At 71.6% G+C, this 25,987-nt stretch carries 23 protein-coding genes; 14 read left to right on the plus strand and 9 right to left on the minus strand.

Features of this window, described 5'->3' with window-relative positions; all coding sequences use genetic code 11:
* Positions 1-90: 90 nt before the first annotated feature.
* The 6 genes from polA (at position 91) to Q7L73_RS00500 (ending at position 6,941) form a co-directional block, all read left to right on the plus strand.
* Positions 91-2,694 carry a DNA polymerase I gene (gene polA / locus Q7L73_RS00475; RefSeq protein ID WP_304688056.1) on the plus strand — a complete coding sequence of 868 codons (2,604 nt, stop codon included), beginning with the start codon at positions 91-93 and terminating at the stop codon, positions 2,692-2,694.
* A complete protein-coding gene (locus tag Q7L73_RS00480; RefSeq protein WP_304688058.1) occupies positions 2,691-3,917 on the plus strand; it encodes an AI-2E family transporter in 1,227 nt (408 codons plus the stop codon). Before polA ends, Q7L73_RS00480 begins: the two co-directional genes overlap by 4 nt.
* Before the next feature lie 184 nt (positions 3,918-4,101).
* Positions 4,102-5,769: a carboxyl transferase domain-containing protein gene (locus Q7L73_RS00485; protein WP_304688060.1), complete on the plus strand. Its 1,668-nt coding sequence runs from the start codon at positions 4,102-4,104 to the stop codon at positions 5,767-5,769.
* A 154-nt stretch (positions 5,770-5,923) separates the two neighbouring features.
* Entirely contained in the window at positions 5,924-6,394 is a 471-nt protein-coding gene (locus Q7L73_RS00490) for a hypothetical protein (RefSeq protein WP_304688062.1), read from the plus strand.
* A gap of 5 nt (positions 6,395-6,399) precedes the next feature.
* Positions 6,400-6,576 (plus strand): hypothetical protein, encoded by a 177-nt coding sequence (locus Q7L73_RS00495; protein ID WP_304688067.1) that lies wholly within the window; start codon positions 6,400-6,402, stop codon positions 6,574-6,576.
* An 89-nt stretch (positions 6,577-6,665) separates the two neighbouring features.
* A complete protein-coding gene (locus Q7L73_RS00500; RefSeq protein WP_304688070.1) occupies positions 6,666-6,941 on the plus strand; it encodes a hypothetical protein in 276 nt (91 codons plus the stop codon).
* Between the two features lie 48 nt (positions 6,942-6,989).
* Here Q7L73_RS00500 and Q7L73_RS00505 read toward each other — a convergent pair whose 3' ends face one another.
* The gene (locus tag Q7L73_RS00505) at positions 6,990-8,177 is read right to left on the minus strand and encodes an FAD-dependent monooxygenase (RefSeq protein WP_304688072.1); all 1,188 of its coding nucleotides are present in this window, start codon (positions 8,175-8,177) and stop codon (positions 6,990-6,992) included.
* Between the two features lie 104 nt (positions 8,178-8,281).
* On the opposite strand from Q7L73_RS00505, the gene rpsA reads away from it, so the two are divergent.
* From rpsA to Q7L73_RS00535, 6 genes are all read left to right on the plus strand, one after another.
* Positions 8,282-9,769, plus strand: a complete 1,488-nt coding sequence (rpsA, locus tag Q7L73_RS00510) for a 30S ribosomal protein S1 (protein ID WP_304688074.1) — start codon at positions 8,282-8,284, stop codon at positions 9,767-9,769.
* Positions 9,770-9,806: 37 nt separating this feature from the next.
* The gene (coaE, locus tag Q7L73_RS00515) at positions 9,807-10,376 is read left to right on the plus strand and encodes a dephospho-CoA kinase (RefSeq protein WP_304688193.1); all 570 of its coding nucleotides are present in this window, start codon (positions 9,807-9,809) and stop codon (positions 10,374-10,376) included.
* Positions 10,373-11,017, plus strand: a complete 645-nt coding sequence (locus tag Q7L73_RS00520; protein WP_304688077.1) for a lytic transglycosylase domain-containing protein — start codon at positions 10,373-10,375, stop codon at positions 11,015-11,017. Before coaE ends, Q7L73_RS00520 begins: the two co-directional genes overlap by 4 nt.
* A gap of 77 nt (positions 11,018-11,094) precedes the next feature.
* Entirely contained in the window at positions 11,095-13,128 is a 2,034-nt protein-coding gene (gene uvrB, locus Q7L73_RS00525) for an excinuclease ABC subunit UvrB (protein ID WP_304688079.1), read from the plus strand.
* 111 nt (positions 13,129-13,239) lie between these two features.
* Complete coding sequence (locus Q7L73_RS00530; protein WP_304688080.1) at positions 13,240-14,049, plus strand: A/G-specific adenine glycosylase; 810 nt, start codon at positions 13,240-13,242, stop codon at positions 14,047-14,049.
* Positions 14,050-14,228: 179 nt separating this feature from the next.
* Positions 14,229-15,107 carry a DivIVA domain-containing protein gene (locus Q7L73_RS00535; RefSeq protein ID WP_304688082.1) on the plus strand — a complete coding sequence of 293 codons (879 nt, stop codon included), beginning with the start codon at positions 14,229-14,231 and terminating at the stop codon, positions 15,105-15,107.
* A 107-nt stretch (positions 15,108-15,214) separates the two neighbouring features.
* On the opposite strand, the gene Q7L73_RS00540 is transcribed toward Q7L73_RS00535, so the two are convergent.
* Together Q7L73_RS00540 and Q7L73_RS00545 are read right to left on the minus strand one after the other, a co-directional pair.
* Positions 15,215-16,153, minus strand: a complete 939-nt coding sequence (locus Q7L73_RS00540; RefSeq protein ID WP_304688084.1) for an alpha/beta hydrolase — start codon at positions 16,151-16,153, stop codon at positions 15,215-15,217.
* Between the two features lie 104 nt (positions 16,154-16,257).
* On the minus strand, positions 16,258-16,902 hold the full coding sequence (locus Q7L73_RS00545; protein WP_304688087.1) for an MBL fold metallo-hydrolase: 645 nt from the start codon (positions 16,900-16,902) through the stop codon (positions 16,258-16,260).
* A 94-nt stretch (positions 16,903-16,996) separates the two neighbouring features.
* On the opposite strand from Q7L73_RS00545, the gene uvrA reads away from it, so the two are divergent.
* On the plus strand, positions 16,997-19,894 hold the full coding sequence (gene uvrA / locus Q7L73_RS00550; protein WP_304688089.1) for an excinuclease ABC subunit UvrA: 2,898 nt from the start codon (positions 16,997-16,999) through the stop codon (positions 19,892-19,894).
* An 83-nt stretch (positions 19,895-19,977) separates the two neighbouring features.
* On the opposite strand, the gene Q7L73_RS00555 is transcribed toward uvrA, so the two are convergent.
* On the minus strand, positions 19,978-20,586 hold the full coding sequence (locus Q7L73_RS00555) for a thioredoxin domain-containing protein (RefSeq protein ID WP_304688091.1): 609 nt from the start codon (positions 20,584-20,586) through the stop codon (positions 19,978-19,980).
* Positions 20,587-20,697: 111 nt separating this feature from the next.
* Between Q7L73_RS00555 and Q7L73_RS00560 the strand changes: the two genes are divergently transcribed.
* Positions 20,698-21,300, plus strand: coding sequence for a DapH/DapD/GlmU-related protein (locus Q7L73_RS00560; RefSeq protein ID WP_304688093.1), 603 nt, complete (start codon positions 20,698-20,700; stop codon positions 21,298-21,300).
* Positions 21,301-21,336: 36 nt separating this feature from the next.
* Here Q7L73_RS00560 and Q7L73_RS00565 read toward each other — a convergent pair whose 3' ends face one another.
* The 5 genes from Q7L73_RS00565 to panB form a co-directional block, all read right to left on the minus strand.
* Positions 21,337-22,929, minus strand: coding sequence for a hypothetical protein (locus tag Q7L73_RS00565; RefSeq protein WP_304688096.1), 1,593 nt, complete (start codon positions 22,927-22,929; stop codon positions 21,337-21,339).
* A 61-nt stretch (positions 22,930-22,990) separates the two neighbouring features.
* Positions 22,991-23,236 carry a hypothetical protein gene (locus tag Q7L73_RS00570; protein ID WP_304688098.1) on the minus strand — a complete coding sequence of 82 codons (246 nt, stop codon included), beginning with the start codon at positions 23,234-23,236 and terminating at the stop codon, positions 22,991-22,993.
* Positions 23,236-24,348, minus strand: coding sequence for an inorganic phosphate transporter (locus tag Q7L73_RS00575; RefSeq protein WP_304688099.1), 1,113 nt, complete (start codon positions 24,346-24,348; stop codon positions 23,236-23,238). The genes Q7L73_RS00570 and Q7L73_RS00575 overlap by 1 nt, the downstream gene beginning before the upstream one ends.
* 16 nt (positions 24,349-24,364) lie before the next feature.
* A complete protein-coding gene (locus Q7L73_RS00580) occupies positions 24,365-24,991 on the minus strand; it encodes a DUF47 domain-containing protein (RefSeq protein ID WP_304688100.1) in 627 nt (208 codons plus the stop codon).
* Between the two features lie 106 nt (positions 24,992-25,097).
* Complete coding sequence (gene panB / locus Q7L73_RS00585) at positions 25,098-25,982, minus strand: 3-methyl-2-oxobutanoate hydroxymethyltransferase (RefSeq protein WP_304688102.1); 885 nt, start codon at positions 25,980-25,982, stop codon at positions 25,098-25,100.
* Positions 25,983-25,987: the final 5 nt, after the last annotated feature.

Here is a 25,987-nt window from a genome sequence, read left to right on the forward strand (position 1 = left end):
GATCATACCGTGATTCGGTTGCCGGGTTCCGCATTGCGGAACCCGTGGTCAGAGGGTTTCAGCGCCGCCCCAACGCATACCCTTGTGGCCGTGGCAACCCATGACGACCTCTTCCTGATCGACGGAAACTCGCTCGCCTACCGCGCCTTCTTCGCGCTGCCCGAATCGATCGCGACGTCGACCGGCTTTCCGACCAACGCGATCTTCGGCTTCGCCTCGATGCTCGTGAAGCTGATGACCGACTACGGCGCCAGAGCGACGATCGTCGCCTGGGACCGCGGCCACTCCGGCCGCAGAGAGGTCTATCCCGAGTACAAGGCGCAGCGCTCCTCGCGGCCGGACCTGTTCAAGCAGCAGTGGCCGCACCTCGAGCCGCTCGTCGACGCCTTCGGCTACGCGAACGTCTCGCTGGAGGGCTTCGAGGCCGACGACGTGATCGCCTCGCTCGCCGAGCGCGCGAAGAGAGCCGGCATCCCGGTCAAGATCATCACCGGCGACCGCGACTCGTTCCAGCTCGTCGACAGAGGCGTCGAGATCATGGCGACGGCCCGCGGCATCACCGAGACGAGAACGTACGACCGCCAGGGCGTGATCGACCGCTACGGGATTCCGCCGGAGCTGGTGCCGGACTTCATCGGCCTCAAGGGCGACACCTCGGACAACATCCCCGGCGTCCCCGGGATCGGCGACAAGACCGCTGCGCAGCTGCTGCAGGAGTTCGGCGACCTCGAGGGCGTGCTCGCGGGGGCTGAGACCATCAGAGCGAGAAGACGGCGCGAGAACCTGATCGCCCACGCGCAGGACGCACGCGTCTCGAAGCAGCTCGCGACGATGCGCCGCGACCTCGAGATCGACGTCGACCTGGAGACGATCGCCGGCGCAAGACCGGACCGCTCGCGCCTGCGCGAGGTCTTCCGCGAGTTCGAGCTGCGCGACCCGTTGCGGCGGCTGGAGGAGGCGTTCGCCGACGACGAGGGCGAGGAGGCGGCGCCGCGGCCCGAGGCCGAGCGCGCGATCGAGGCTGCCGTGCGCGACGGGGCAGCCCCTGCTGACCTCGCCGGTTTGGATCCGGCCGGCGCGGAGATCGCTGTGGCTGTGCGTGCCCCCGAGAAGCCCGACGACGCGCTCTTCGGCGAGAGCGAGGCGTGGCGCTTCGGCGCGTACGCCGGCGGCGCCGACGTGCTCGCGGGCGAGTGCGGGCCCGACGGCGCCGGACCTGACGTGCTGTCGGGCGCGCTCGGCGCCCGGCCCGCGCTGGCGCACGACGCGAAGGCGCTCGGCGCGGTCCCCGAGCAGCTCGTCTTCGACACGCTGATCGCCGCCTACCTGCTCGATCCGGCGCGCCGCTCCTATCCGCTCGACGAGCTGACCGAGGAGCGCGGGATCGCCGCCGCCGTCGAGGACCCGGCGGCCGCCGACGCGATCCTCGTGCACGCGCTCGCCGCCGCGCAGCGGCCGCAGCTGGAGGAGCGCGAGCTGGTGCGGCTGATGGACGAGATCGAGCTGCCGCTCGTGCGCGTGCTGCGGCAGATGGAGGTCGCCGGCCTCAAGCTCGACAAGGCGCTGCTGGAGTCGATCCGCGAGCGCGTCAGAGACGAGGTCGTCGGCCTCGAACGGGAGATCTTCGCGCTGACCGGCGAGGAGTTCGTGATCGGCTCGCCGCAGCAGCTCGGCGCGATCCTGTTCGAGAAGCTCGAGCTGTCGAGAAAGAGACGCGGCAAGACCGGCTACTCGACCGACGCGCGCGTGCTGCAGTCGATCCGGCACGAGCATCCGGTGGTCGAGAAGATCGAGCGCTGGCGCGAGCTGACGAAGCTGGAGTCGACCTACCTCGCCGCGCTGCCGCTGCTGGCCGACGCCGGCGACCGGATCCACACGACCTTCGGGCAGGTGACGGCGGCGACCGGCCGGCTCTCCTCGACCAACCCGAACCTGCAGAACATCCCGATCCGCACCCCGCTCGGGCGCGAGATCCGCGCCTGCTTCGTCGCTGAGCCCGGCAACGTGCTGATCTCGGCCGACTACTCGCAGGTCGAGCTGCGCGTGCTCGCGCACATCGCCGGCGAGGAGGTGCTGAAGGAAATCTTCCGGCGCGGCGAGGACGTCCACACCGCGACCGCGGCCTCGATCCTCGGCGTCGACCCCGAGCAGCTCGACGCCGGCTCGCGCTCGAAGGCGAAGATGGTCAACTACGGGATCGTCTACGGCCTCTCCGCGTTCGGCCTCGCCGACCGCCTGCAGATCCCGCGCGAGGAGGCGCAGGAGTTCATCGACCGCTACCTCGATGGCTTCCCGGCCGTGCGCGAGTTCATCAGAGCGACGGTCGAGCAGGCGACCGACCAGGGCTACGTGACGACGCTGATGGGCCGTCGGCGGCAGATCCCGGAGCTGCGCGCGCGCAACTTCCAGATGCGCCAGCTGGGCGAGCGGCTCGCGGTCAACACGATCATCCAGGGCACCGCGGCCGACGTGATCAAGCTCGCGATGGTGCGTGCCGACGCGGCGCTGCGCTCCTCCGGCCTCGCCACCAGATTGATCTTGCAGATCCACGACGAGCTGCTGTTCGAGGGGCCGGCCGCCGAGGCCGAGCAGGCCCGCGACCTGGTCGTGCCGGAGATGGTGAACGCCTTGGAGCTGGACCCGCCGCTCGTCGTCGACGCCGGCATCGGCCCGAACTGGCTGGACGCGAAGTGAGCGGCTCGCCGCCGATCCTGCAGCCGCCGCAACCGCCCGACAGAGTCCCGCCTGGCCCGCCACTGCTCCCGCCGGGCGCGGGCGGGGCCGCGCCACCGCCGCCTCCGCCGAGCGGGTTCGACATCGGCGTCCGCACGATCGTCCGCACGGTCATCACCGTGCTCGTGATCCTCGGCTTCCTGTGGCTGATCTGGAAGCTGCGCAAGCCGGTCTCGTGGATCGTGATCGCGATGTTCATCGCGGTCGCGCTGTCGGGGCCGGTCAACCTGATGAGCCGCAAGCTGCCGCGCGGGCTGGCGATCCTGTTCGCCTACCTCGGGCTGGTGCTGATCCCGGCCGGCATCGTCGCGATCGTCGTGCCGCCACTGGTGCGGGAGGGGACCAATCTCGCCAACGACCTGCCCGACTACGTGCAGGACCTGCAGAGATGGGTCAACAACAACCAGAAGCTGAAGGACCTCGACAGACAGTACGACATCGTCGGGAAGCTGAGAGAGCGGGCCGAGGACCTGCCGAACCACGTCGACGACGCCGCCTCGACGCTCTCGAACGTCGGCGGGACGATCGTCAGCTCGCTGTTCGCCGCCTTCAACATCCTGATCCTGTCGATCTTCATGGTCGCCGGCGGGCGAAGATGGGTCGACCGCGCGATCGACTTCGCCAGGCCGGAGCACGCCCCGCGGATCAGACGCGCCGTCGACAGAATCGCGATAGCGGTCGGCAACTACGTCGGCGGGGCGCTGCTGCAGGCGACGATCGCCGGCATCACGACCTTCATCGTCCTGACGATCCTCGGCGTGCCGTTCGCAGCGCCGCTGGCGGTGCTGACGGCGATCTTCGACCTGATCCCGCTCATCGGCGCGACGATCGGCGCGATCCTCGTCGGGATCGTGACGGTCTTCCACGACTTCCCGGTCGCGACGATCGTCTGGCTGATCTGGGCGGTCGTCTACCAGCAGATCGAGAACACGATGATCCAGCCGCAGATCCAGAGACGCGCGGTCGAGGTCCACGCCTTCGTCGTCCTGGTGTCGGTCCTGTTCGGCGCGACCCTCTTCGGCGTCCTCGGCGCCCTGCTGGCGATCCCCGTGGCCGCCTCGATCCAGATCGCGGTGCGCGAGTGGTGGGACTACCGCCGCGCCCTGGTCGTCGAGCTCCCGCCCGGCGTCGACCGCCCCGTCCCGCAGCCACCCCCCGACGAACCACCGGCGAAGCTGGCGTAAGCCGCCTGCAGACGCCCGCCCGCCGACCCCCACCAGGCGACGCCCCTCGCCGCCGCCCGCCCGCCCGCCGCGCGCCCGCCGCCCCGCTCGCCGCCTCCTGCCGGCCGCGCCGTGACGTCTCCCCGGGCGATGCGTGCTGCACGAAGCGGCGCCACCGGCAGGCGGCGAGGCCTACGATCGGCGCGTGGATGCGGGCCGGATCGGAAGCGCGGCGGAGCGAGCGGCCCTCGTGGCCGACGAGGGCTCGCTGCGCGTCTGGGACGCGGAGGTCGTCTCGCGCGATCCCCTGCGGTTTCAAGATGTACGACCGTACATGGAGCGGTTGCAGGAGGCGCGCGAGCGGACCGGCCTGGGCGAGTCGGTCCTGACCGGCGCCGCGACGGTTCACGGCCGCCCGGTCGCGCTCGTAGCCGGCGAGTTCGGCTTCCTCGGCGGCTCGATCGGCGTCGCGACGGGAGAGCGGATCGCACGCGCCTTCGAGCGAGCGCGCGAGCAGCGGCTGCCGCTGATCGCGCTGCCCGCGTCGGGCGGCTCGCGAATGCAGGAGGGCACGCTGGCGCTGGTGCAGATGGCGAAGCTGGCAACCGCCGCCCGCTCGTTCCGCGCCGAAGGGCTCCCGTACGTCGTCTGTCTGACCGATCCGACGACCGGCGGCGTGCTCGCCTCCTGGGGCTCGCTCGGCACCGTCACCTTCGCCCTCCCCGGGGCCCTGCTCGGCTTCGCCGGCCCGCGCGTCGTCGAGCTGACGACCGGCAGAGCGCTGCCCGACGGCGTCCAGCGCGCCGAGACCCTGCTCACCGACGGCCTGATCGACGCCATCGTCCAACCCGCCGACCTCCGCACCGCCGTCGCCCGCATCCTCGCCGTCACCGCGCCGCCCGCCTCCGCGCCCGCATCTGCGTCATCCGCGCCGCCATTTGCCCCATCCGCGCCAGCATCTGCGGCATCCGAACCCGGGTCTGCGCCAGCATCTGCGGCATTCGAGCCCGGGTCTGCGCCATCCGCGCCAGCATCTGCGGCATCCGCTCCCGGGTCTGCGCCACCCGCGCCCGCGCCTGACGCCCCCAGGCACGAGCGGGATGCGTGGCAGGCGCTGCGGCATGCGCGTGATCCGCGGCGGCCTGGAGCGGAGGCGGTGCTGGCGGCGCTTGGCGCCGAGGTGACCGAGCTGCGAGGCGACCGCGCCGGGCGCCCCGACGATCCTGGCTGCCTGACAGCACTCGCGACGATCTGCGGGTGTTCAGCGATGGTCGTCGCGCAGCGCCGCGACGCTGACGGGCGCGCTCCTGCGCTCGGCCCGGCCGGCTATCGGAAGGCGCGGCGGGCGTTCGCGCTCGCGGCCGAGCTGCGGCTCCCGGTCGTGACGATCGTCGACACGCCGGGCGCTGAGCTGAGCGCGGCGGCGGAGCACGGCGGGCTCGCGGCCGAGATCGCCGGCTGCCTCGCGGAGCTGGGCGCGCTGCCGGTGCCGACGCTGGCGCTGCTGCTGGGGGAGGGCGGCAGCGGCGGCGCGCTCGCCTTCCTGCACGCCGATCGCGTCGTCTGCGCCGAGAACGCCTCGCTGGCCGTGATCGCGCCCGAGGGCGCGTCCGCGATCCTCCGCCGCGACCTCGACCACGCCCCTGCGCTCGCCGCGAGCCAGGGCGGTGCCGCCTGGGAGCTGCTGCGCGAAGGCATCGCCGACCGCCTCGTCCCCGAGCCGCTGCCCGCCCACGAGCAGCCCGACGCCTTCCTCGCCCGCCTCGCCACGATCGTCGCCGGCGAGCTGGCCGCTCTCACTGCCGCAGACCCCGCCATCCGCCTCGCCGCCCGCACCGCCCGCTGGCGTCATCTCGGCGCCCCACTCGCTTGACGCCGCCCGCGCCGCACGATCGCGCCGCCTGAACCGCTCGGGCGACGCCGCTTTGCATCAACCGTCGCGCAAGTTCCCACGCCGTGCACATTTTCTGTGGAGACGTCGCCACTTCTGCGCAAAGGGCCGAATCGCAGGGCGTAGCGTGGATGACGTGCCTCGCCTGGAGCAGATCGCCTACGACGCCGGCCGCCATGCGCTCGCCGACCAGGAAGCGCAGGTCGCCGGCATCCGCCAGCGCGCCGGCACGCTGCTCGCGGCCCACGCGCTCGTCGCCTCCTTCCTCGGCGCCGGCGCCCTGCGCGAGGCCGGCGCGACCCCGCTCGCCTGGTTCGCGCTCGCCGCGCTCGGCGGCGGTCTGCTCGTCGCCGCGCTCCTGCTGGCGCCCTGGAGAATGCGCTTCAGTCTTACCCTCGAGGAGGTCCACACGGCAGCGACGAGCGCGAGATGGCGGACCGTCTATGACCCGTCCGACTGGCTGATGGCCGTCGCGTTGGCATACGAGAACGCCTGCGCATGCAACAAGCAAATGGTGAGCTGGATGACACGTCTGTCAACAACGTTCGCGGTCCTCGTGGTCGTCCACGCGGCGCTTTGGATCGCAGTGCTCGTGGGAGTAGAGTGACCGCCATGCCGGAAAAGCGCAGAGTGATGTTCCACGGAATGGATGTGGACAGAGACTTCGGAATCGACTTCTCGCAGAGCGTCAGCGAACCCGAAGCCTGGTGGGAGTGGCCGGGCATGTTCTGGCGCTGGAGCACCGGACCGATCCGGCGGCTCGTCGCTCGTCTCGATCGCGACGCCTGAGCCCGGCTCCTCCGCCGCCGGTGTTGCCGCCCGCGTGAGCGGGTAAGCAACGATTGTCACGAAGCAGGGCGGAGGAGAGAGGAGAGGCCGTGGGTCAGTTGCACATCCGCGGTGAGCATCCGCGCGCGAGCGCCGCGGGACGGGTGCTGTCGCAGGGGTTCTGGGCGTTGATCGCCGGCGTCGTCGTCGCGTACGTCTTCTTCCTCGCGCTCGGCGCCTTCGGCTCCTCGGAGGCGGGGCTGGCGACGGCAGTCGTGATCGCGCTGGCGCTGCTGTGGATCGGGCACATCCTCTACGTAGCCCGGCACCGGCCGCAGCGCGAGCGGCTCGCGCGCGAGCACGAGCGTGGCCAGCGCGGCTTCTGACGCGAGGGCGCCTACGCGCCCGCAGCGACCGGCGTGACGCGAGGGCGCCTACGCGCTCGCGGCGACCGGTGTCGCGCCCGCGGCACCCGCCGCGGCGCCACCGCCACCGCCGGCCCGCGACGCGGCGAAGCGCGCGCCGTGCGGCCCGCCGAGCGCGTACTCGGGCGGCGCGATCTTCAGGTAGTGGCCGAACGACCAGTCGACGAACCGCTTCGTGCCCATCGCGCCCAGCGCCGGCGCCAATGCGCGCGGGTGGATCCGCGGGATCAGCCGCTGGACCTTCAGCATCGAGTCGAAGGCGAATCTGTGCCCGGCGCTGAAGGCGTGGTAGCGACCGAGCGCCGCCTCGCGCGTCTGCGTGCCCTCGACGACCGCGCGCAGCTCGCGCCCGCACGCCAGTCCGAAGTACAGCGCCGTGCGGATCCCCTCGGCCGTCAGCGGCAGGCAGTGCCCGGCCGAGTCGCCGACCATGAAGACGCCGTCGTCGGTCGCCGGTCGCAGCGCGTGCGGGATCCAGTTGCCCTGGAAGCCGTCCGGCCCCTTGCCGAGGTCCTCCGCCAACTTCACCGTCGGGTCCTTGACGTGGTGGTGCGGGTCGAACGAGCCGACGCCGATTCGCAGCTCGTCGCGCGCGGGGAAGCTCCAGCCGTAGCCCGCCGGCACGATCGTGCGGTCGATCCAGATCTCGAGGTCCTCGTTCTCGCCCCTCGGGTGGACCTCCAGCCCGCGCGACAGCAGCGCGTCCGGCGGCTGGATGTTCTCGCCGGCGCCGAGGATCCGCCGCCAGCCGAGTCCGTCGACGATCAGCGGCGCCGTCAGGTCGCCGCGATCGGTGTGGACCGTGTCGCCGGTGCGCCCGTCGACCTTCGCGATCTCGAACTCGGCGTCGCCCTGCTGCTGCAGCAGCGCGCAGATCTCTCTGTAGTCGAACGTCGAGAACGACCACGGCAGGGCGTATCTGACCGACGTGTGCGGCGTGTGGATCACCAGCTCCTGGAAGGTCTGCCGGTGCGCGTCCATCAGGCCGAGGTTGATCAGCCAGTCGGTCGGCGCCGCGCAGGCCGAGGTCTGTCGCTCACCGACCTCGTAGCGGTCGATCATCAGCACGCGCGCGCCCGATCCGGCCAGCTCGCGTGCGACCGCGAGTCCGGCGAAGCTGGCGCCGCAGATCAGGACGTCGGCGTCGCGGGAGAGGGGGGTCCGCTCCGCGCCGCGCTTCGTTGCACGCTTCGGCATAGCGGCAGATTCTACGGACGAGCAGGCTGACCACCGGCGGCCCCATCTCTCCGGTACCCTTCTTCGGCTCTACTTCGTACTTTCTGTTCCCTACCAGGTCCCCTATGTCCACTACCGACCTTCAGCCCACCGCCACGATCGTGGAGGGCTCCGACGGTCTCCTGCTCGAGATCGACGGCAAGATCGTCCCGAACTACGACGCGACGCTCACTCCCTTCGAGGAGGGCGACGTCGTCACCGGCCACGTCGTCCGCATCGACAAGGACGAAGTCCTCGTCGACATCGGCTACAAGTCCGAGGGCGTCATCCCGTCCAACGAGTTGTCGATCCGCAAGTCGGTCGACCCCAAGGACGAGGTCGAGATGGGCGAGGAGGTCGACGCGCTCGTCCTCACCAAGGAGGATCAGGACGGACGTCTGATCCTCTCGAAGAAGCGCGCCCGCTTCGAGAAGGCCTGGCGCCGCATCGAGGCTGCCGCCGAGTCCGGCGAGCCGGTCGACGGCACGGTCATCGAGGTCGTCAAGGGCGGTCTCATCATCGACCTCGGCGTGCGCGGCTTCCTGCCCGCCTCGCTGGTCGACATCCGTCGCGTGCCGCACCTGGACGAGTACCTCGGCCAGACGATCGAGTGCAGAGTCATCGAGCTCAACCGCTCGCGCAACAACGTCGTGCTGTCGCGTCGCGCGGTCCTGGAGGAGCAGCGCAGAGAGGACCGCGAGCGGATCCTCGATCGCCTCCAGCCGGGCATGATCGTCGAGGGCACGATCTCGAACATCGTCGACTTCGGCGCGTTCGTCGACCTCGACGGGATCGACGGCCTGATCCACATCTCCGAGCTGTCGTGGTCGCACGTCAACCACCCCAGCGAGATCCTCTCGATCGGCGACACCGTCAGCGTCAAGGTGCTCGACATCGACCGCGACCGTCAGCGCATCTCCCTCGGTCTCAAGCAGACCCAGGAGGATCCGTGGCAGCGCGTCGTCGACACCTACAACGTCGGTGACGAGCTCGAAGGCAGAGTCACGAAGGTCGTCACGTTCGGCGCCTTCGTCGAGATCCTCGACGGCGTCGAGGGCCTCGTGCACATCTCGGAGCTGGCGCAGCACCACGTCGAGAACCCGCGCGAGATCATCCAGCCCAACGACGAGGTGAAGGTCAAGATCCTCGAGATCGACTCCGAGCGCCGCCGTCTGTCGCTGTCGATCAAGCGCGTCGAGGGCCAGATCCTGCCGCTGCGCCGTCCCGAGGGCGAGGAGGGCGTGCCGCTCGAGGGTGGCGAGGTCGAGGGCGAGAACTACGACAACGTGCCCGACCTGGGCCTGTCGGAGGACGTCTTCGCCGAGGCTGCGCCCGCCGAGGCCGCCCCGGCCCTCGACGAGCCGGCAACGGACGAGCCGGCCGCTGACGAGCCGGTCGCCGAGGCGCCGGCTGCCGAGGCCGATTCGGTCGAGGCCGTCGCCGAGGCTCCCGAGGTCGTCGCCGAGGTGCAGGCTGCCGAGGCTGCCGCCGAGGACGCCGCGGTCGCCGAGGAGGCCGCTGCCGAGGAGGCTCCCGCCGAGGAGCCCGCGACCGACGACGCCGAGCAGGCGTAACGGTCCCATCGCGGGCAACCGAGTCCCGTTCGTCGGACTGACCGGCGGCATCGCCGCCGGGAAGTCCACCGCACTCGAGGCGCTGCGGCGCCTCGGGGCGGCGACGATCTCCTCCGACGCCGTCGTGCACGAGCTGTACGAGACGGCCGAGGTGCGCGACCTGGTCGTCGCGCGCTGGGGGGAGGAGGTCGCGCCCGGCGGCGTCGTAGATCGCGCCGCCGTCGCAAGACACGCCTTCGCCGCGCCTGAGGAGCGCGCCTGGCTCGAGTCGATCCTGTGGCCGCGCGTCGGCGCACGGATCGGCGCCTGGCGTGAGCAGGTGCTGGCGCAGGATCCGCCACCGCCCGCCGCGGTCAACGAGGTCCCGCTGCTGTTCGAGGCGGGCATGGAGGCCGGCTTCGACGCGACGCTGGTGATCGTCGCGCCGGAGGGTCTGCGCGAGGAGCGCGCCGGCGCCCGCGGCCACGCAGCTGTCGCCGAGCGGACCAGACGCCAGCTGTCGCAGGAGGAGAAGGCGGCGCGGGCGACGTACGTGGTCGTCAACGACGGCTCTGTCGAGCAGCTCGAGCAAGAGCTGTCGGCGGTGCTTGCAAAGCTGAACGGATGAGTCCTGCCGCACAGGCCACGACGGTGCGCCGCCGCGCCGCCCAGCAGCGCGCCGCCGCCCGGCGCCGTCGCGCCTTCCTGGGCTTCGCGCTGCTCGGCCTCGTGATCGGCGGCATCGCGCTGCTGGCGCCGCTGTTCAGAACGGCGGTCAGAGACTTCTCGACGCTGCCGCTGGCGCACGCCGACGAGATCCGCCTGCAGGCGCGCGAGAAGAACCTCGATCCGGCGCTGATCGCCGGTGTCATCTACGCCGAGTCGAAGTTCGTCGACCAGACGTCGTCGGCCGGCGCGCTCGGGCTGATGCAGCTGATGCCGGAGACGGCGCAGTTCATCGCGCAGAGATCGGGCGGCACCGCGTTCACGATCGAGGACCTGTCGACGCCGAGAGTCAACATCGCCTACGGCAGCTGGTACCTGCGCTACCTGCTCGACCACTACGACGGCGACGAGGTGCGCGCGCTCGCCGCCTACAACGGCGGGATGGGCAACGTCAACGAGTGGATCGCGGCCGCCGACGCACGCGGCGAGCCGTTCAGCGAGGCCGACATCCCGTTCGGCGAGACGCGCGCGTACGTCGATCGCGTCCGCGACGCGAGACGCGACTACGCGCAGACCTATCCCACGGAGCTGGGCATCCGCTAGACGGGGCGTGCGCGCGCCGGCTTGGCCGCTCGCGCGAACATGTGTTCGTCCGGCGGGGTCGCTATCGTCGTCTGACGATGCCGCCCTTCCGCCTCGACTCCACCTACGCGCCCACGGCCGATCAGCCGAAGGCGATCACCTCGCTGGCCGAGGGGATCGAGGCCGGCGAGCGCGCGATGACGCTGCTCGGCGCCACCGGCACCGGCAAGACGATGACGATGGCCGCCACGATCGAGGCCGTCCAGCGGCCGGCGCTGATCATGGCGCACAACAAGACGCTCGCCGCGCAGCTCTGCAACGAGTTCCGCACCTACTTCCCGGACAACGCGGTCGAGTACTTCGTCTCGTACTACGACTACTACCAGCCAGAGGCGTACGTCCCCAGCCGGGACCTCTACATCGAGAAGGACTCGGCGATCAACGCCGAGATCGAGCGGCTGCGCCACTCGGCGACGGCCTCGCTGTTCGCGCGCAGAGACGTGATCGTCGTCGCCTCCGTCTCCAGCATCTACGGCCTCGGCTCGCCGGAGAAGTACGACCGCAACATGGTGATCCTCAGACGCGGCGGCGAGGTCGATCGCGACGAAGTCTTGCGCAAGCTCGTCTCGATCCAGTACCAGCGCAACGACCAGGTGCTCTCGCGCGGCACCTTCCGCGTGCGCGGGGAGACGCTGGAGGTCTTCCCGGCGTACGCCGAGACGGCCTACCGCGTGACGCTGTTCGGCGACGAGGTCGAGGAGGTCCAGCACTTCGACCCGCTGACCGGCGAGCTGATCGAGGAGGATCTCGAGTTCGTCGCGATCTGGCCGGCCTCGCACTACAACGTCGACCAGGACGAGATCGCCGACGCCGTCGCCGAGATCGGGCGCGAGCTGAACGACCGCTGCGCCGAGCTGGAGAGACAGGGCAAGCTGCTGGAGTCGCACCGCCTGCGCCAGCGCACGCAGTACGACATGGAGATGCTGCGCGAGATGGGCTTCTGCTCCGGCATCGAGAACTACTCGCAGATACTCGACGGCCGCAGACCGGGCGAGCGGCCGTACTGCCTGATCGACTTCTTCCCCGAGGACTTCGTCGTCTTCATCGACGAGTCGCACCAGACGGTGCCGCAGATCGGCGGCATGTACGAGGGCGACCGCTCGCGCAAGCAGACGCTGATCGACTACGGCTTCCGCCTGCCGAGCGCGCTCGGAAACCGCCCGCAGAGATTCGAGGAGTTCCTCTCGATCGCGCCGCAGCTGGTCTTCGTCTCGGCGACGCCGGGCGAGTACGAGCGGACGCACTCGCCGCGGATCGTCGAGCAGATCGTCCGCCCGACCGGGATCGTCGACCCGCAGATAGACGTGCGCGAGACGAGAAACCAGATCGACGACCTGATGAACGAGATCAAGCAGCGGGTCGAGCGGGACGAGCGCACGCTGGTGACGACGCTGACGAAGAGAATGTCGGAGGACCTCACCGGCTACCTGCTGGAGATGGGCTTCAAGGTCCGCTACCTGCACTCTGAGGTCGACACGATCGAGCGGATCCAGATCATCCGCGAGCTGCGGCTGGGGGAGTACGACGTGCTCGTCGGCGTCAACCTGCTGCGTGAGGGGCTCGACCTGCCGGAGGTCTCGCTGGTCGCGATCCTCGACGCCGACAAGGAAGGCTTCCTGCGCGGCGCCACGTCGCTGATCCAGACGATCGGCCGCGCCGCCCGCAACGTCGACGGCAAGGTCGTGATGTACGCCGACAAGGAGACGAGAGCGATGCAGATCGCGCTCGAGGAGACCGACCGGCGCCGCGCGATCCAGCTCAAGTACAACGAGGACAACGGCATCTCGCCGGAGTCGATCGTCAAGGGCATCTCCGACATCGCCGAGTTCCTGCAGGCCGAGTCGAAGGTGCCGAAGGGCCGCAGACGGCGCAGCAGAGTCAACGCCAGACAGCTGAGACCGGCCGAGCTGGAGAAGGCGATCATCGAGCTGGAGGAGGAGATGCTCGCCGCCGCCGAGGATCTCCGCTTCGAGTACGCCGCGACGCTGCGCGACGAGATCAAGTCGCTGCGCCGCGAGTTCGACATCGCGCTCGCCGAGCAGCGCGCCGCACCGAAGATCCCGTCGCGTTAGCGTCGTCGCCGGTCGCCGGTCGCCGGTCGCCGGTCGCCGGTCGCCGGTCGCCGGTCGCCGGTCGCCGCGGGCGCGGACGCGACGCCGGGCGGCGCGCTAGCGTCCTGCGGCGTGCCGGTCGACCATGACGCCGTCCTCTCCTGGTATGCGGCCGTGCGCCGCGACCTGCCGTGGCGGCGGACGCGTGACCCGTACCGGATCCTCGTCTCCGAGGTGATGCTCCAGCAGACGCAGGTCGCCCGCGTCGTGCCCTACTACGAGGCGTTCCTGGACCGCTTCCCCGACGAGCAGGCGCTCGGCTCCGCGCCGACGGCCGATGTGCTGCGGCTGTGGAGCGGGCTCGGCTACAACCGCCGCGCGCTCGCGCTGCAGGCCTGCGCCCGCGCCGTCGCGCAGGACGGCTGGCCGGCCGACGCCGAGGGGCTGCTGAGACTGCCGGGGATCGGGCCGTACACGGCCGCCGCCGTCGCCTCGTTCGCCTTCGGCGAGCAGGTCGCCGCCGTCGACACGAACGTCAGACGGGTGATCGAGCGCCACGATCGCGTCCACCGGCCCGCCAGAGCGCTCGCCGCGCGCGCCGCCGAGTGGCTCCCGCACGGCCGCGCTGCCGACTGGAACCAGGCGATGATGGAGCTCGGCGCAACCGTCTGCGGCGCCCGCGCCGTCGCCTGCGGCGACTGTCCGCTCGAACGCTGCGCCTCGCGCGGCCAGCCGCTGCCGCCACCGCCGAGACGGACCCGCGGCGCCGAGCGGTTCGAGCAGACCGACCGCTACGTGCGCGGCCGGATCGTCGCCGCGCTCGCCGCCGGCGAGCCGCTGCCGAGCGCGATCGCGCCCGAGCGGATGGCGCGCGCGCTCGACGGCCTCGCCCGCGACGGCCTCGTGGTGCGGGCCGCCGACGGCGGCGTGCGGCTGCCCTGACGGCCGCCCGCACGGGCCAGCGCGCGCGTCCGGCAAGGCGCGCGCCAGGCGGCGACGGCGTGCCAGCGGCTGGACGGACGGCGACGCGCCAGTCGGGCGTCCAGCGACATCGTCGGCCGGCTGGCCCGCTCGCTAGGCTTCGGGGCGAATCGCCATCCCCCGACGGAGGTATGCCCGCCGTGGCCCTCGACCGCCAGAGCATCGAGAAGAAGGACTTCCCCATCGGTCGTCGCGGCTACGACCCGGAGGCGGTCGACACGCACCTGCGCGACGTCGCCGACTCGGTCGACGGGCTCAAGCGCTCCGCCCGCCAGCGCACCGAGACGGTCGCCACGACCGCCAGCGAGCAGGTCCGCGCGGTCATCTCCGCCGCCGAGGCGAGCGCCGACGAGATCACGCGGCAAGCCGAGGAGGAGGCGCGCGAGATCCGTGACGACGCCTCCGCCGAGGCGAAGCGCACGCGCGACGACGCCAACCACTCCGCGCACGACTACGTCGGCAGAGTCGCCGAGGCGACCTCGGCGCTGCTGCAGCGGGTCGACGCGATGCAGGGCGAGCTGAACACGCTGCTCGACACGCTGCGGACCGGCGCCAACCGCGTCCACGCCGACCTCCAGCTGCTGGAGGGCAACCTCGGCGAGCTGGCCTCGGTCGCCGGCCGCCCACGCTTCGAGCCGGAGCCGCCGGACGCCGTCGAGCCGCCGTCCGCGCGCCCGCTGGCACCGGCGATCGGCCGCGAGCCGGTCGCGCAGGAGGATCCCGACGCGCCGCGCCGCAACGGCAGCGCGCCGCTGGACCGCGACGCGCTCGTCGCCGACCCCGATGCCCCGGTCGCCGCCACGCCCGCCTCCGCGAGCCCTGTGGCCGCCGCGCCGGCCGCGGCGCCCGCCGCTGCCTCCACCGGCGACGACAACGAGGAGAGCGCCCGGCTCGTCGCGCTCGACATGGCGCTCAGCGGCACGTCGCGCGAGGAGACCGACGTCTACCTCGCCGAGCACTTCAACCTCGCCGACCGCGCCGCGCTGCTCGACGAGGTCTACGCCAGCATCGGCGGCTGACGCCGCGCCGCGCCCGCGACCGTCGCGCGTCTGCCAGGTGCGGACGCGGCGGCGGCCGGCGCCGCCCGTGCCCTCAGGCGAAGCCGCCAGAGCGGGCAGTGGTGCCGCTACACCAGCGCCGGCTCGGGCAGCGGCGCGGGCGTCGTGCGCAGCTGCTCGGTGAAGAAGGCGATCTGGTCGGCGACGGCGCGCTCGAACGTCTCGCCGGCGTAGATGTCGAAGTGGCCGGCGCCGGCGTAGCGGACCAGCTCGCCGCGCGGCGCCCGCTCGGCCAGCGTCAGCGCCGGCTGCGGCGGCGTCACCTCGTCCTCGTCGCAGACGGCGACGAGCAGCGGGCACGCGATCTCCGCCGCGTGGCGCAGCGGGCGGTAGGCGGTCAGCCGCAGCAGCACCCGCGCCGCCACCGCGTTGGACCACGGCGCGCCCGCCGGCACGATCGCGTGGTAGCCGGCCTCGGAGCCGGGCTGCGTCATCGCCGCCAGCGAGCCGGGCGGGCCGACGGCCGGGATCAGCCGCGGAGGTGCGCCACGCACCGCGCCCAGCTCGTCGCGCAAAGCGGCGGCGGTCAGCCGCAGCGCCTGCGGGATCGGCTCCGACAGCGCCTGCCGCAGCCCATCGACGAACGGCGCCTGCGCGATCACCGCGGCGATGCGATGGTCGCGCGCGGCGGTCGTGACGACGTGGCCGCCGGAGAAGGATGTGCCCCACAGCGCGATCCGCTCCGGGTCGACGCCGTCGAGCGAGCGGGCGTAGGAGATCGCCGCCGCCCAGTCGGCCAGCTGGCCCGGGATCGACAGCAGCTGCCGCGGCTGGCCCTCGCTGGCGCCGAAGCCGCGGTAGTCGAAGACGAGCGCCGCGAAGCCGGCGGAGGCGAAGCGCGCGGCGAAGGCGTCGAGCCGCGCCTCGCGCACGCCCGCGAACCCGTGCGCGAGCACGACGCAGGGGAGACCGCGCGGATCGGCCACGGCAGCGGCCTGATCAGGCCGGTAGAGCCAGGCGGCGCAGCGAGAACCCCAGGCGTCGAAGGTCACGTCCTCACGCAACATGCGTCAACGTTACCCAGACCGACCGATCTCACTCCCGCTCGCGACCGCCTCTGGACGGATGTCGCCTGCAATCCGGTTGCAGCCGGATTGCAGCCGGCGCCGCCTCAGGGCAGCTTCGCGACCGCCGCCGCGAAGGCGTCGGGATCGCCCAGCGGCGGCCCGTGGCCGAAGGCGACCAGCTCCGGTCGCAGCGACGCCAGCCGCCGCGCCGAGATGCGGTTGCGCCCGGCGTCGGGGCTGAGCGCCGGGTAGGGCTCGCGGATCGCGCCGCGCAGCGTGAACGGGTTGAACCCCCACATCACGTCGCCGGCGATCAGCACGCGGTCGGACTCGCGCCAATAGGCGACGTGGCCGGGGGAGTGGCCGGGCACGTCGAGGACGGTGAAGCCGGCGACCTCGTCGCCCTCCCGCAGCGCTCTCGCGACCGGCACCGCTCTCGCGCCCATCCCGCTGACGGTCCGCCGTCCGAGCCCGATCTGCTTGCCGGCCTCGACCGCTCTGACGTCGTTGGCGCCGCACCACAGCGGCAGCTCCAGCTCGCGGCAGACCTTCGCGCTGGAGCCGTAGTGGTCGAAGTGGCCGTGGGTCAGCGCGTGCGCCGACAGCGCTCTGTCGCGCACCTGCTTCAGCACCCGCCCGCCGTCGATCGGCGAGCCGGAGTCGATCAGCACGTCGCCGATCACATAGACGTTGATGCTGTTCGCTGGGAACCCGTCCAGCTGCCAGACATCCGGAGCAAGCTCTCGCATGGCGGCGATGGTACTGGGTCGTACCGGGATGGTGCGGCGGTTGGTGTCTGCTGGGCGAGCGAACGTCCGTTCGCCCTTCTATAGTGGTTCCGCGATGCCGCCATCCGATCAGCTCGTCGTCTCCGGGGCTCGCGAGCACAACCTCAAGGACGTCACGGTCACGCTCCCCCGCAATGCGCTGACCGTCATCACAGGCCTGTCCGGGTCGGGCAAGTCGAGCCTCGCCTTCGACACGATCTACGCGGAGGGCCAGCGGCGCTACGTCGAGTCGCTGTCGGCCTACGCGCGGCAGTTCCTCGGGCAGATGGACAAGCCCGACGTCGACTCGATCGAGGGGCTCTCGCCGGCGATCTCGATCGACCAGAAGACGACCTCGCGCAACCCGCGCTCGACGGTCGGCACGGTCACCGAGATCTACGACTACCTGCGTCTGCTGTGGGCGCGCGTCGGCAAGCCGCACTGCCCCAGATGCGGCAGAGCGATCGCCGGCCAGTCGGCCGAGCAGATCATCGACCAGGTGATGGCGTTCGAGGAGCGCACCCGCTTCATGGTGATGGCGCCGATCGTGCGCGGCCGCAAGGGCGAGTACGGCAGACAGCTGGAGGAGCTGCGCGCCGAGGGCTTCACGCGCGTGAAGATCGACGGCGAGCTGCGCCGGCTGGACGAGGAGATCAGACTCGACAAGAAGTTCAGACACGACATCTCCGTCGTGGTCGACCGTCTGATCATGAAGTCCGATCTGCGCAAGCGGCTCGCCGACTCGGTCGAGACGGCGCTGCGGCTGGCTGACGGGATCGTGGAGCTGGAGCTGGTCGACGGCGGCGAGATCCGCACCTACTCGGAGAAGTTCGCCTGTCTGGAGTGCGGCATCTCCTTCCCCGAGCTGGAGCCGCGGCTGTTCTCCTTCAACGCCCCGCACGGCGCCTGCCCGCGCTGCACCGGGCTCGGCTCGCAGATGGAGATCGACCCGGAGCTGGTCGTGCCGGACCCGACGCTGTCGATCGGCGAGGGCGCGATCGCGCCCTGGTCGGCGAGCGCCTCCAACTACTACGAGCAGCTGACGCAGTCGATATCGGAGCGCTACGACGTCGATCTCGACACGCCGTGGGAGGCGCTGGGCCAGGAGGCGCAGGACTTCTTCCTCTACGGCACCAACGGCGAGCGCGTCCACATCCAGTACAAGAACCGCTTCGGCCGCAGGCGCTCGTACACGACCTCGTTCGAGGGGATCGTGCCGAACCTGGAGCGCCGCTACCGCGAGACCGACTCCGAGTGGGCGCGGGAGAGAATCGAGGAGTACATGTCGGTCGTGCCGTGCCCGGAGTGCAAGGGCGCGCGGCTGCGACCGGAGGCGAGAGCGGTGCTCGTCGGCGGCAGAGCGATCCACGAGTACACGCACATGCCGGCGCGCGGCGCGCTCGTCTGGATACGCGACCTGGAGCTGAGCACGCAGGAGCAGGCGATCGCGCGGCTGATCCTGCGCGAGATCGAGGAGCGGCTGGCGTTCCTGGAGAACGTCGGCGTCGGCTACCTGTCGATGGACCGCGCCGCGGCGACGCTGTCGGGCGGCGAGGCGCAGCGGATCCGGCTCGCGACGCAGATCGGCTCCTCGCTCGTCGGGGTCCTCTACATCCTCGACGAGCCGTCGATCGGGCTCCACCAGCGCGACAACGAGAAGCTGATCGGCACGCTGCAGCGGCTGCGGGACCTCGGCAACACCGTGCTCGTCGTCGAGCACGACGAGGGCACGATGCGCGCCGCCGACCACGTCGTCGACATGGGGCCCGGCGCGGGCGAGCACGGCGGCCACGTCGTCGCGCAGGGGACGGCGAAGCAGATCGAGGCCGTTCCGGAGTCGGCGACCGGCCAGTTCCTCTCCGGCACGCGGCGGATCGAGATCCCGTCGCAGCGGCGCGTCCCGAGCGGCTACGTGACGATCGAGGGCGCGACCCAGAACAACCTCAAGAACGTGACCGTGAGAGTGCCGCTCGGCACCTTCACGGCGGTCACGGGCGTCTCCGGCTCGGGCAAGTCGACCCTCGTCAACGAGATCCTCTACAAGTCGGTCGCGAACAGACTGCACCGGGCCAAGCAGCGGCCGGGCACGCACCGCCGCGTCACGGGGCTCGACCAGCTCGACAAGATCATCGCCGTCGACCAGTCGCCGATCGGGCGCACGCCGCGCTCCAACCCGGCGACGTACATCGGCCTCTTCGACATCGTGCGCGACCTCTTCTCGAGAACGCAGGAGGCGCGGGCGCGCGGCTACAGAGCCGGCCGCTTCTCGTTCAACGTCAAGGGCGGCCGCTGCGAGGTCTGCAGGGGCGACGGCCAGATCAAGATCGAGATGCACTTCCTGCCAGACGTCTACGTCCCCTGCGAGCAGTGCCACGGCAAGCGCTACAACCGCGAGACGCTCGAGATCAGATTCAAGGGCAAGTCGATCTCGGACGTGCTGGAGATGCCGATCGAGGAGGCGCTGGAGTTCTTCGAGCACATCCCGAAGATCCGCCGCCGGATCCAGACGCTGCACGACGTCGGGCTCGACTACATGCGGCTCGGGCAGCCGGCGACGACGCTCTCCGGCGGCGAGGCGCAGCGCGTCAAGCTCGCGGCCGAGCTGGCGAAGGTCGCGACCGGCAAGACGCTCTACATCCTCGACGAGCCGACGACCGGCCTCCACTTCGCCGACATCCAGCGGCTGCTGGAGGTGCTGCAGCGGCTCGTCGACCAGGGCAACTCGGTCGTCGTGATCGAGCACAACCTCGACGTCATCAAGACGGCCGACCAGTTGATCGACATGGGTCCCGAGGGCGGCGACGAGGGCGGCAGGCTGCTCGGCACCGGCACGCCGGAGGAGATCGTCGCGACGCCGGGCTCGGTGACGGGCGACTTCCTGCGCGACATCCTCGCCAGCGCCCCGCCGGTCGGGCTGGGCGGCAGAAGAGCGCCGAGAAGACGCCGCCCGCGCAAGGTCGCGGCGGCCGCGTAGAGGCGGGGCGGGCCACGTCGCGCGCCTGGGGCGCCGCGCCCCGCGCGGAAGCGAGCGGCCCGCGAGCGTGATGCGGCCGGCGCCTAGCGCGCCGGCTTCAGCGCGGTCGCGATCGCGGCGGAGATCTCGCGCAGGCGGGCGGGGTTGCCGTCGAACCGTCTCAGCGGGGTGCCGCGGCGGCCGATAGCGAGCGCCGGCGTGCCGCTGACGCCGAGCTGGCGGCTGCTGCGTCTCGCCAGCCGCAGCGGGTCGAGCGTCGCGTCGGCGCGGGCGCGGGCGAGCGCCGCGTCGGCGTCGAGGCCGGGGATCGCGGCGGCGATCGCGGCGAGGAAGTCGTCGGTCGCGTAGCCGCTCGCCTCCTCGCCCTGCGCGTCCAGCAGCCGCGCGGTCGTCGGCCACAGCAGGTTCTGCTCGCCGGCGGCGACCGCGAGCCGCGCGGTCCGCACCGAGTCGCGGCCGATGAACGTCAGGAAGCGCTGGCGGATCCGCAGCGTGCCGTCGGCGACCCAGCGTCTGACGACACGCGGCAGCGTCTCCGCCTCGAAATCGCGGCAGTACGGGCATTGCAGGTCGCTGTAGACCTCCATCACGACCGGCGCGTCCGGCTTGCCGAGCCACGGCCCGCGCTGCGGCAGCCCGGCGATCGCCTGCTCCAGCGGCGTCGTCGTGTCGAGCGGGGCGGCCGCTGCCACCCCCGAAGAGGCTCCGATCACGACACAGAGCAGGAGCGGAAGGAGGATGCGACGGCGACCGAACATGCGCCCATGATCGCCGATGCGCACGCGAATCGATAGCGTGCCCGGATGACCGAATCCTCGGAGCTGCGGCGGCAGGCGACCCTGTGGGCGCAGAAGTGGCGCTGGTATCAGCGCAACGAGCTGCCGTGGAACCGGGGCCGCATCCACTGGGAGCTGATGCGGCGGGAGGCGTTCGCGCGCTGGCCGCTGCACGGCAACGTGCTGGAGGCGCTGCAGCAGGGCCGGCTGGAGCTGGGCGCCGGCGTCCTGTTCGAGCCCGGCGTCTGGCTGACGGCGCCCGACCAGGCGCGCATCCGCATCGGCGCCGGCAGCTTCCTCAACATGGGCGTGATGGTCGCGGCGATGGAGCTGGTCGAGATCGGCGAGCACTGCATGTTCGCCAACGGCTGCCTGATCAGCGACGCCAACCACCGCTTCGACGACCCGCAGAAGCCGGTCCCGTGGCAGGGCTTCACGAGCAAGGGCCCGACGCGGATCGGCGACAACGTCTGGTGCGGCGCCAACGTCGTCGTCACCAGCGGTGTGACGATCGGCGAGCGCGCGGTGATCGGCGCCAACAGCGTCGTCACGAGCGACATCCCGCCGTTCACGATCGCCGCCGGCGCGCCCGCGAAGCCGCTGACGCAGATCGAGTACCCCGCCGGGTAGGCGCCCGCGCGGGGCGAAGGGCGGCGCGGACGCGCGTCAGGACGGCTCGTCGCAGGCGCGCGCCGGGTCGCCGAGGGCGGCGCCGACGCTCCAGTCCGCTCTCACCTCCCACGACCCCGGTCCGGGCACGCCCAGCAGCGTGAAGCCTCTCGCCGAGCGCTCGACGCAGGCGCCGGGCGGCGGGGTCCAGAAGGGCGTCCAGCGGATCCGCACCAGCACCCTGCCCGGATGGGTCGTCGCGACGGTGAAGCTGTCGCCGTCGAGCCGCGTCAGCCTGCCGCCGCTCGCCAGCGGCTGCGGATCGGTGAGCGCGAACAGGCGCCAGTGGTCGGAGCGCCAGACCTCGCGCAGGTACGGCGGCGGGTCGGCCAGCAGCCGCTCCTCGAGCTGGCCCCAGCGCTCCTTCGGCGCGTCGCTGACCGCCACGTGGGTGATCCCGAGTCTGCGCAGCCACGCCTCGTACTCGCCCGCGTCCAGCTCGTCTCTGTAGAAGAGCGCGTTGTAGCGCGCGTCGAGCTGCGTCTGCCAGCCGCGCGCGAGCGCGACGTGGGGCGCGACGTAGACCGACTCCCAGCGCGTCGAGGTCGGTACCACCTCGACGCGGCCGTGCGGCTCGGCCTTGAGGCGATCGAGCAGCGGCTGGAAGTAGGAGGCGGTCGTCGCCGGGCTCGTGTCGGCCTTGATCAGCTCGGTCACCGGCGCCCATAGCTGCCAGCCGACGATCAGCAGGCAGGTCGCCGCCGTCAGCAGCCGCGAGCGGCCGGAGCGGGCGCCCAGCAGCAGCACCGGCCCCGCGACCAGCACGCCCAGCCGCGCGACGTTGCTGCCCATCGGCGACGGCACGGCGAACGCTCCGGCGACCGCGACCGCGTACAGCAGCGCGCCGGTCCGCAGCTCCTTCTCGCGCGGGTCGAGCCCGGCCCAGACGCCCAGCGCGATGATGATCGCGAGCGCCGCGCCGCCGGCGCCGTACGGCTGCGCGCCGCCCTCCGGGAACAGCACCGCCGTCGCGACCGGCACGACCAGCGGCCCGCCCAGCACCAGCGGCCGCCAGCGCGGCGCGACCGCGCGGATCCCGGCCGGCAGCACGACCACCAGCAGCAGCGCCGTCACGGGGCTGGCGGCCGCCGTCGCGACGCCGAGCGCGACCGCCAGCGGCCAGCGGCGGTGCGACAGCGCGACGACGCAGCCGAGCGCGAAGGTGACGCCGAGCGCGAACGTCAGCCGCCCGATGAAGAGGTCGCCGACGGCGGCGAGCGCGAACCAGGCGACCGCGAGCCGCACCTCGCGCCCGGGCCAGTGCAGCCGCACGAGGTGGGCGAACAGCAGCGCCGAGACGAGCACGGAGCCGACGCCGACGGTGCGCGGCCCGAAGGCGGCCGCCAGCGGCGGGAACAGCAGGCTGTAGCCGGGCAGGTGGTGGCCGGCGAACCAGCCGTTGTCCCACAGCGCGAAGCCCTCGCGGCCGAACAGGTTCGCGCGGTAGACCTGCGCGGCGAGGTCGGCGGTGCGCGGGTCGAGCGCGACCCACAATGCGATCAGTGTGCCGGCGCAGAGCAGCGCCTGCAGCAACGTCCAGCCGCCCGCGCGGGAGACGGCGGCGGCGTGCGGGCGCGGCGGATCGACCATTCCGGCCGGGAGGATCGCCGCCGCGGCGCCTCCCAGTGGTGTCGAATCGGTGAAGGCGTCGTTACTTGCTCAGCATCGTGCTGATGCCAAAGACGATCGCGCCGATGCAGACGGCCAGCCCGATCAGCGCGACGGCGCCGTAGCCGGCCATCGCGGCCGGCCGCGACTGCTGCTGCGCCTCGCCGGCGCGCACCGCGCCGAGCAGCACGAGCGAGAAGGCGATGCTGATGCCGGTGCCGGCCAGCAGCCCGACCAGGACGACCTCCAGCAGCTGGCCCCAGTCGACGATCTCCGCGAACGGCAGCATCAGCTCGACTCGGTCGCGGTCGTCGTGATCGAGCCGCCCTGCTGCAGCCGCCGCGCGAATATGAAGACGACCAGCGCGACGCCCGCCAGGGCGACGATCACCGGGCCGGCCGCGCCGTCGCCGAACAGGTGCGTGATCGCGTAGACGAGGCCGCCGACGAACGCCGACGCCGGCAGCGTCAGCACCCAGGCGATCATGATGTTGTACGCGACGCCCCAGCGCACGGCCGAGAGCCGCTTGGCGGCGCCGGCGCCCATGATCGCGCCGGAGATCGTGTGCGTCGTCGAGAGCGGGTAGCCGAAGTGGGTCGCAGCGAGGATCGCGGCAGAGCCGGCGCCCTGCGCGGCGAAGCCCTGCGCCGGATCCATCTTGATGATCCGGCTGCCCATCGTCTTGATGATTCTCCAGCCGCCGAGGTAGGTGCCGAGCGCGATCGCGGTCGCGGCCGAGACGACGACCCAGGAGGGCACCGAGGCGTCCTGATGGAGGTGGCCGCTGGAGATCAGCGCGAGCGTGATGATGCCCATCGTCTTCTGCGCGTCGTTGGTGCCGTGCGCGAGCGCCAGCAGGCCGCCGGAGAAGATCTGGCCGACGCGGAAGCCGCGGCTGACCGGGCCTGGCGCCAGCCGCCCGACGATCCGGTAGCAGCAGAGGATCGCCAGCCCCGCGGCCGAGAACGCCAGCAGCGGCGCGATCAGCGCGGGCACGAGCACCTTCGCGATGATCCCGTCGCCGTTGATCGCGCTCGTGCCGACGGCGACGAACATCGCGCCGACGACGCCGCCGATCAGCGCATGCGAGCTGCTCGACGGCAGCCCGAAGTACCACGTCACGAGGTTCCAGACGATCGCCCCGACCAGGCCGGCGAAGACGATCGTCGTCGTCACCTGGCCCTGGTCGACGATGTTGTTGGCGATCGTCGAGGCGACCTCCAGCGACAGGAAGGCGCCGACGAAGTTCAGCACCGCCGCCAGCGCGACCGCGACGCGCGGGTTCAGCGCCCGCGTCGAGATCGAGGTGGCGACGACGTTGGCGGTGTCGTGGAAGCCGTTGGTGAAGTCGAACGCGAGCGCGGTCGCGACGACGATGAAGAGGATGATGTCCTGATCCATCGGAGCGGTCCGGGCGTCAGGAGTTCTTGATGACGATGCCCTCGAGCACGTTGGCGACGTGCTCGGTGGCGTCGATCGCGTCCTCCAGCCGCTCGAACAGGTCCTTCCAGCGGATCACGACCATCGGGTCGATGCCGGTGTCGAACAGCGAGGCGATCGCCTCGCGCACGACCCGGTCGCCCTCGTTCTCGAGCCGGTTGACCTCGACGGTGTAGTGCGAGATGTCCTTGAAGTCGCGCATCCGCGGGATCGCCTCGACGATCTGGCGCGTCGACTGGAAGAGGATGTGGGCCAGCCGCTGCGCCTGCTCCATCGGCGCCTCGATCTTGTAGAGCCCGAGGTAGTCGGCGACTTCTTCGGTGAAGTCGACGATGTCGTCGATTCTCGACGCCAGCTCGAGGATGTCCTCGCGGTCGATCGGCGTCACGAAGGTGTTGTTGAGCCGCTGGATCACGTCGTGCGTGATGCGGTCGCCCTCCTGCTCGCAGATCAGGATGTCGCGGGCGAGGTTCTTCGTGTCGGGGAAGCCCCGCAGCATCTGGTCGAGCAGGTCGGCCGCCTGGTGCGCATTGCGGCCCGCCTCCTCGAACAGGTCGAAGAACTCGCGATCACGGGGGGAGAAGATCTGGGAGAGGCGCGCCATGTCTTTGTGAACGATCCGTGTACGGAATGTGAACAACGAACGCGCGCCAGTGTAGAGACTGAGCCGGCAGGGCGCCCCTGGGCGCCCTGCCGGACCCTGCTCAGAGCTACCCGAGCTCGGCGCGGAAGCGCTCGAACTCGGCGGGATCGATCGAGTACGTGTGGTCTGCCTCGGGGTAGCGCTGCGTGCGCACGTCCTCGGTGTAGGCGCGCACGCCCGCGACCATCTCGTCGTGCAGCGAGGCGTAGCGCTTGACGAAGCGCGCGCCGACGCCCTCGCGGATCCCGAGCAGGTCGTGGAAGACCAGCACCTGGCCGTCGGTCGCGCCGCCGGCGCCGATCCCGATCACGGGGATCTCCATCCGCTCCATCAGCACGGCCGCGACCTGCGCCGGGATCGCCTCGAAGACGATCGAGAAGCAGCCGGCCTCCTGCAGCGCGAGCGCGTCGCGCGCGACGTCGAGCGCGCGCTCGGCCGTGCGGCCCTGGGCGCGGTAGCCGCCGAGCGCGGTCGCCGTCTGCGGCGTCAGGCCGACGTGGCCCATCACCGGGATGCCGGCGTTCACGAGCGCGCGGGCGCGCTCCGCAGCGACGCCGTTGGCCTCCAGCTTGACGGCGTCGGCGCCGGCCTCCTTGATGAAGCGGCGGGCGGTCTCGATCGCCTGCTGGTCGGAGGCCTCGAACGAGCCGAACGGCAGGTCGGCGACCAGCAGCGGCGTGCGCAGTCCGCGCCGCACGGCGCTGGCGAGCATCAGCATCTCCTCGACCGAGACGGGCACGGTCGAGGGGTAGCCGAGCACGGTCATCGCGCCCGAGTCGCCGACCAGCACGACGTCGACGCCGGCCTGCTCGGCGACGACGGCGGACGGGTAGTCGTAGGCGGTGACCATTGCGATCGGCTCGCCGAGGCGCTTCTTCTCCTGCAGCTGCGGGAGCGAGACCGGCAGCCGGTCGATCGCACCGGCATTGGTCGGAACGGGTGCAGCGGACATGGCGT

This window comes from Conexibacter sp. CPCC 205762 (assembly GCF_030646155.1).
Lineage (GTDB): Bacteria > Actinomycetota > Thermoleophilia > Solirubrobacterales > Solirubrobacteraceae > Conexibacter.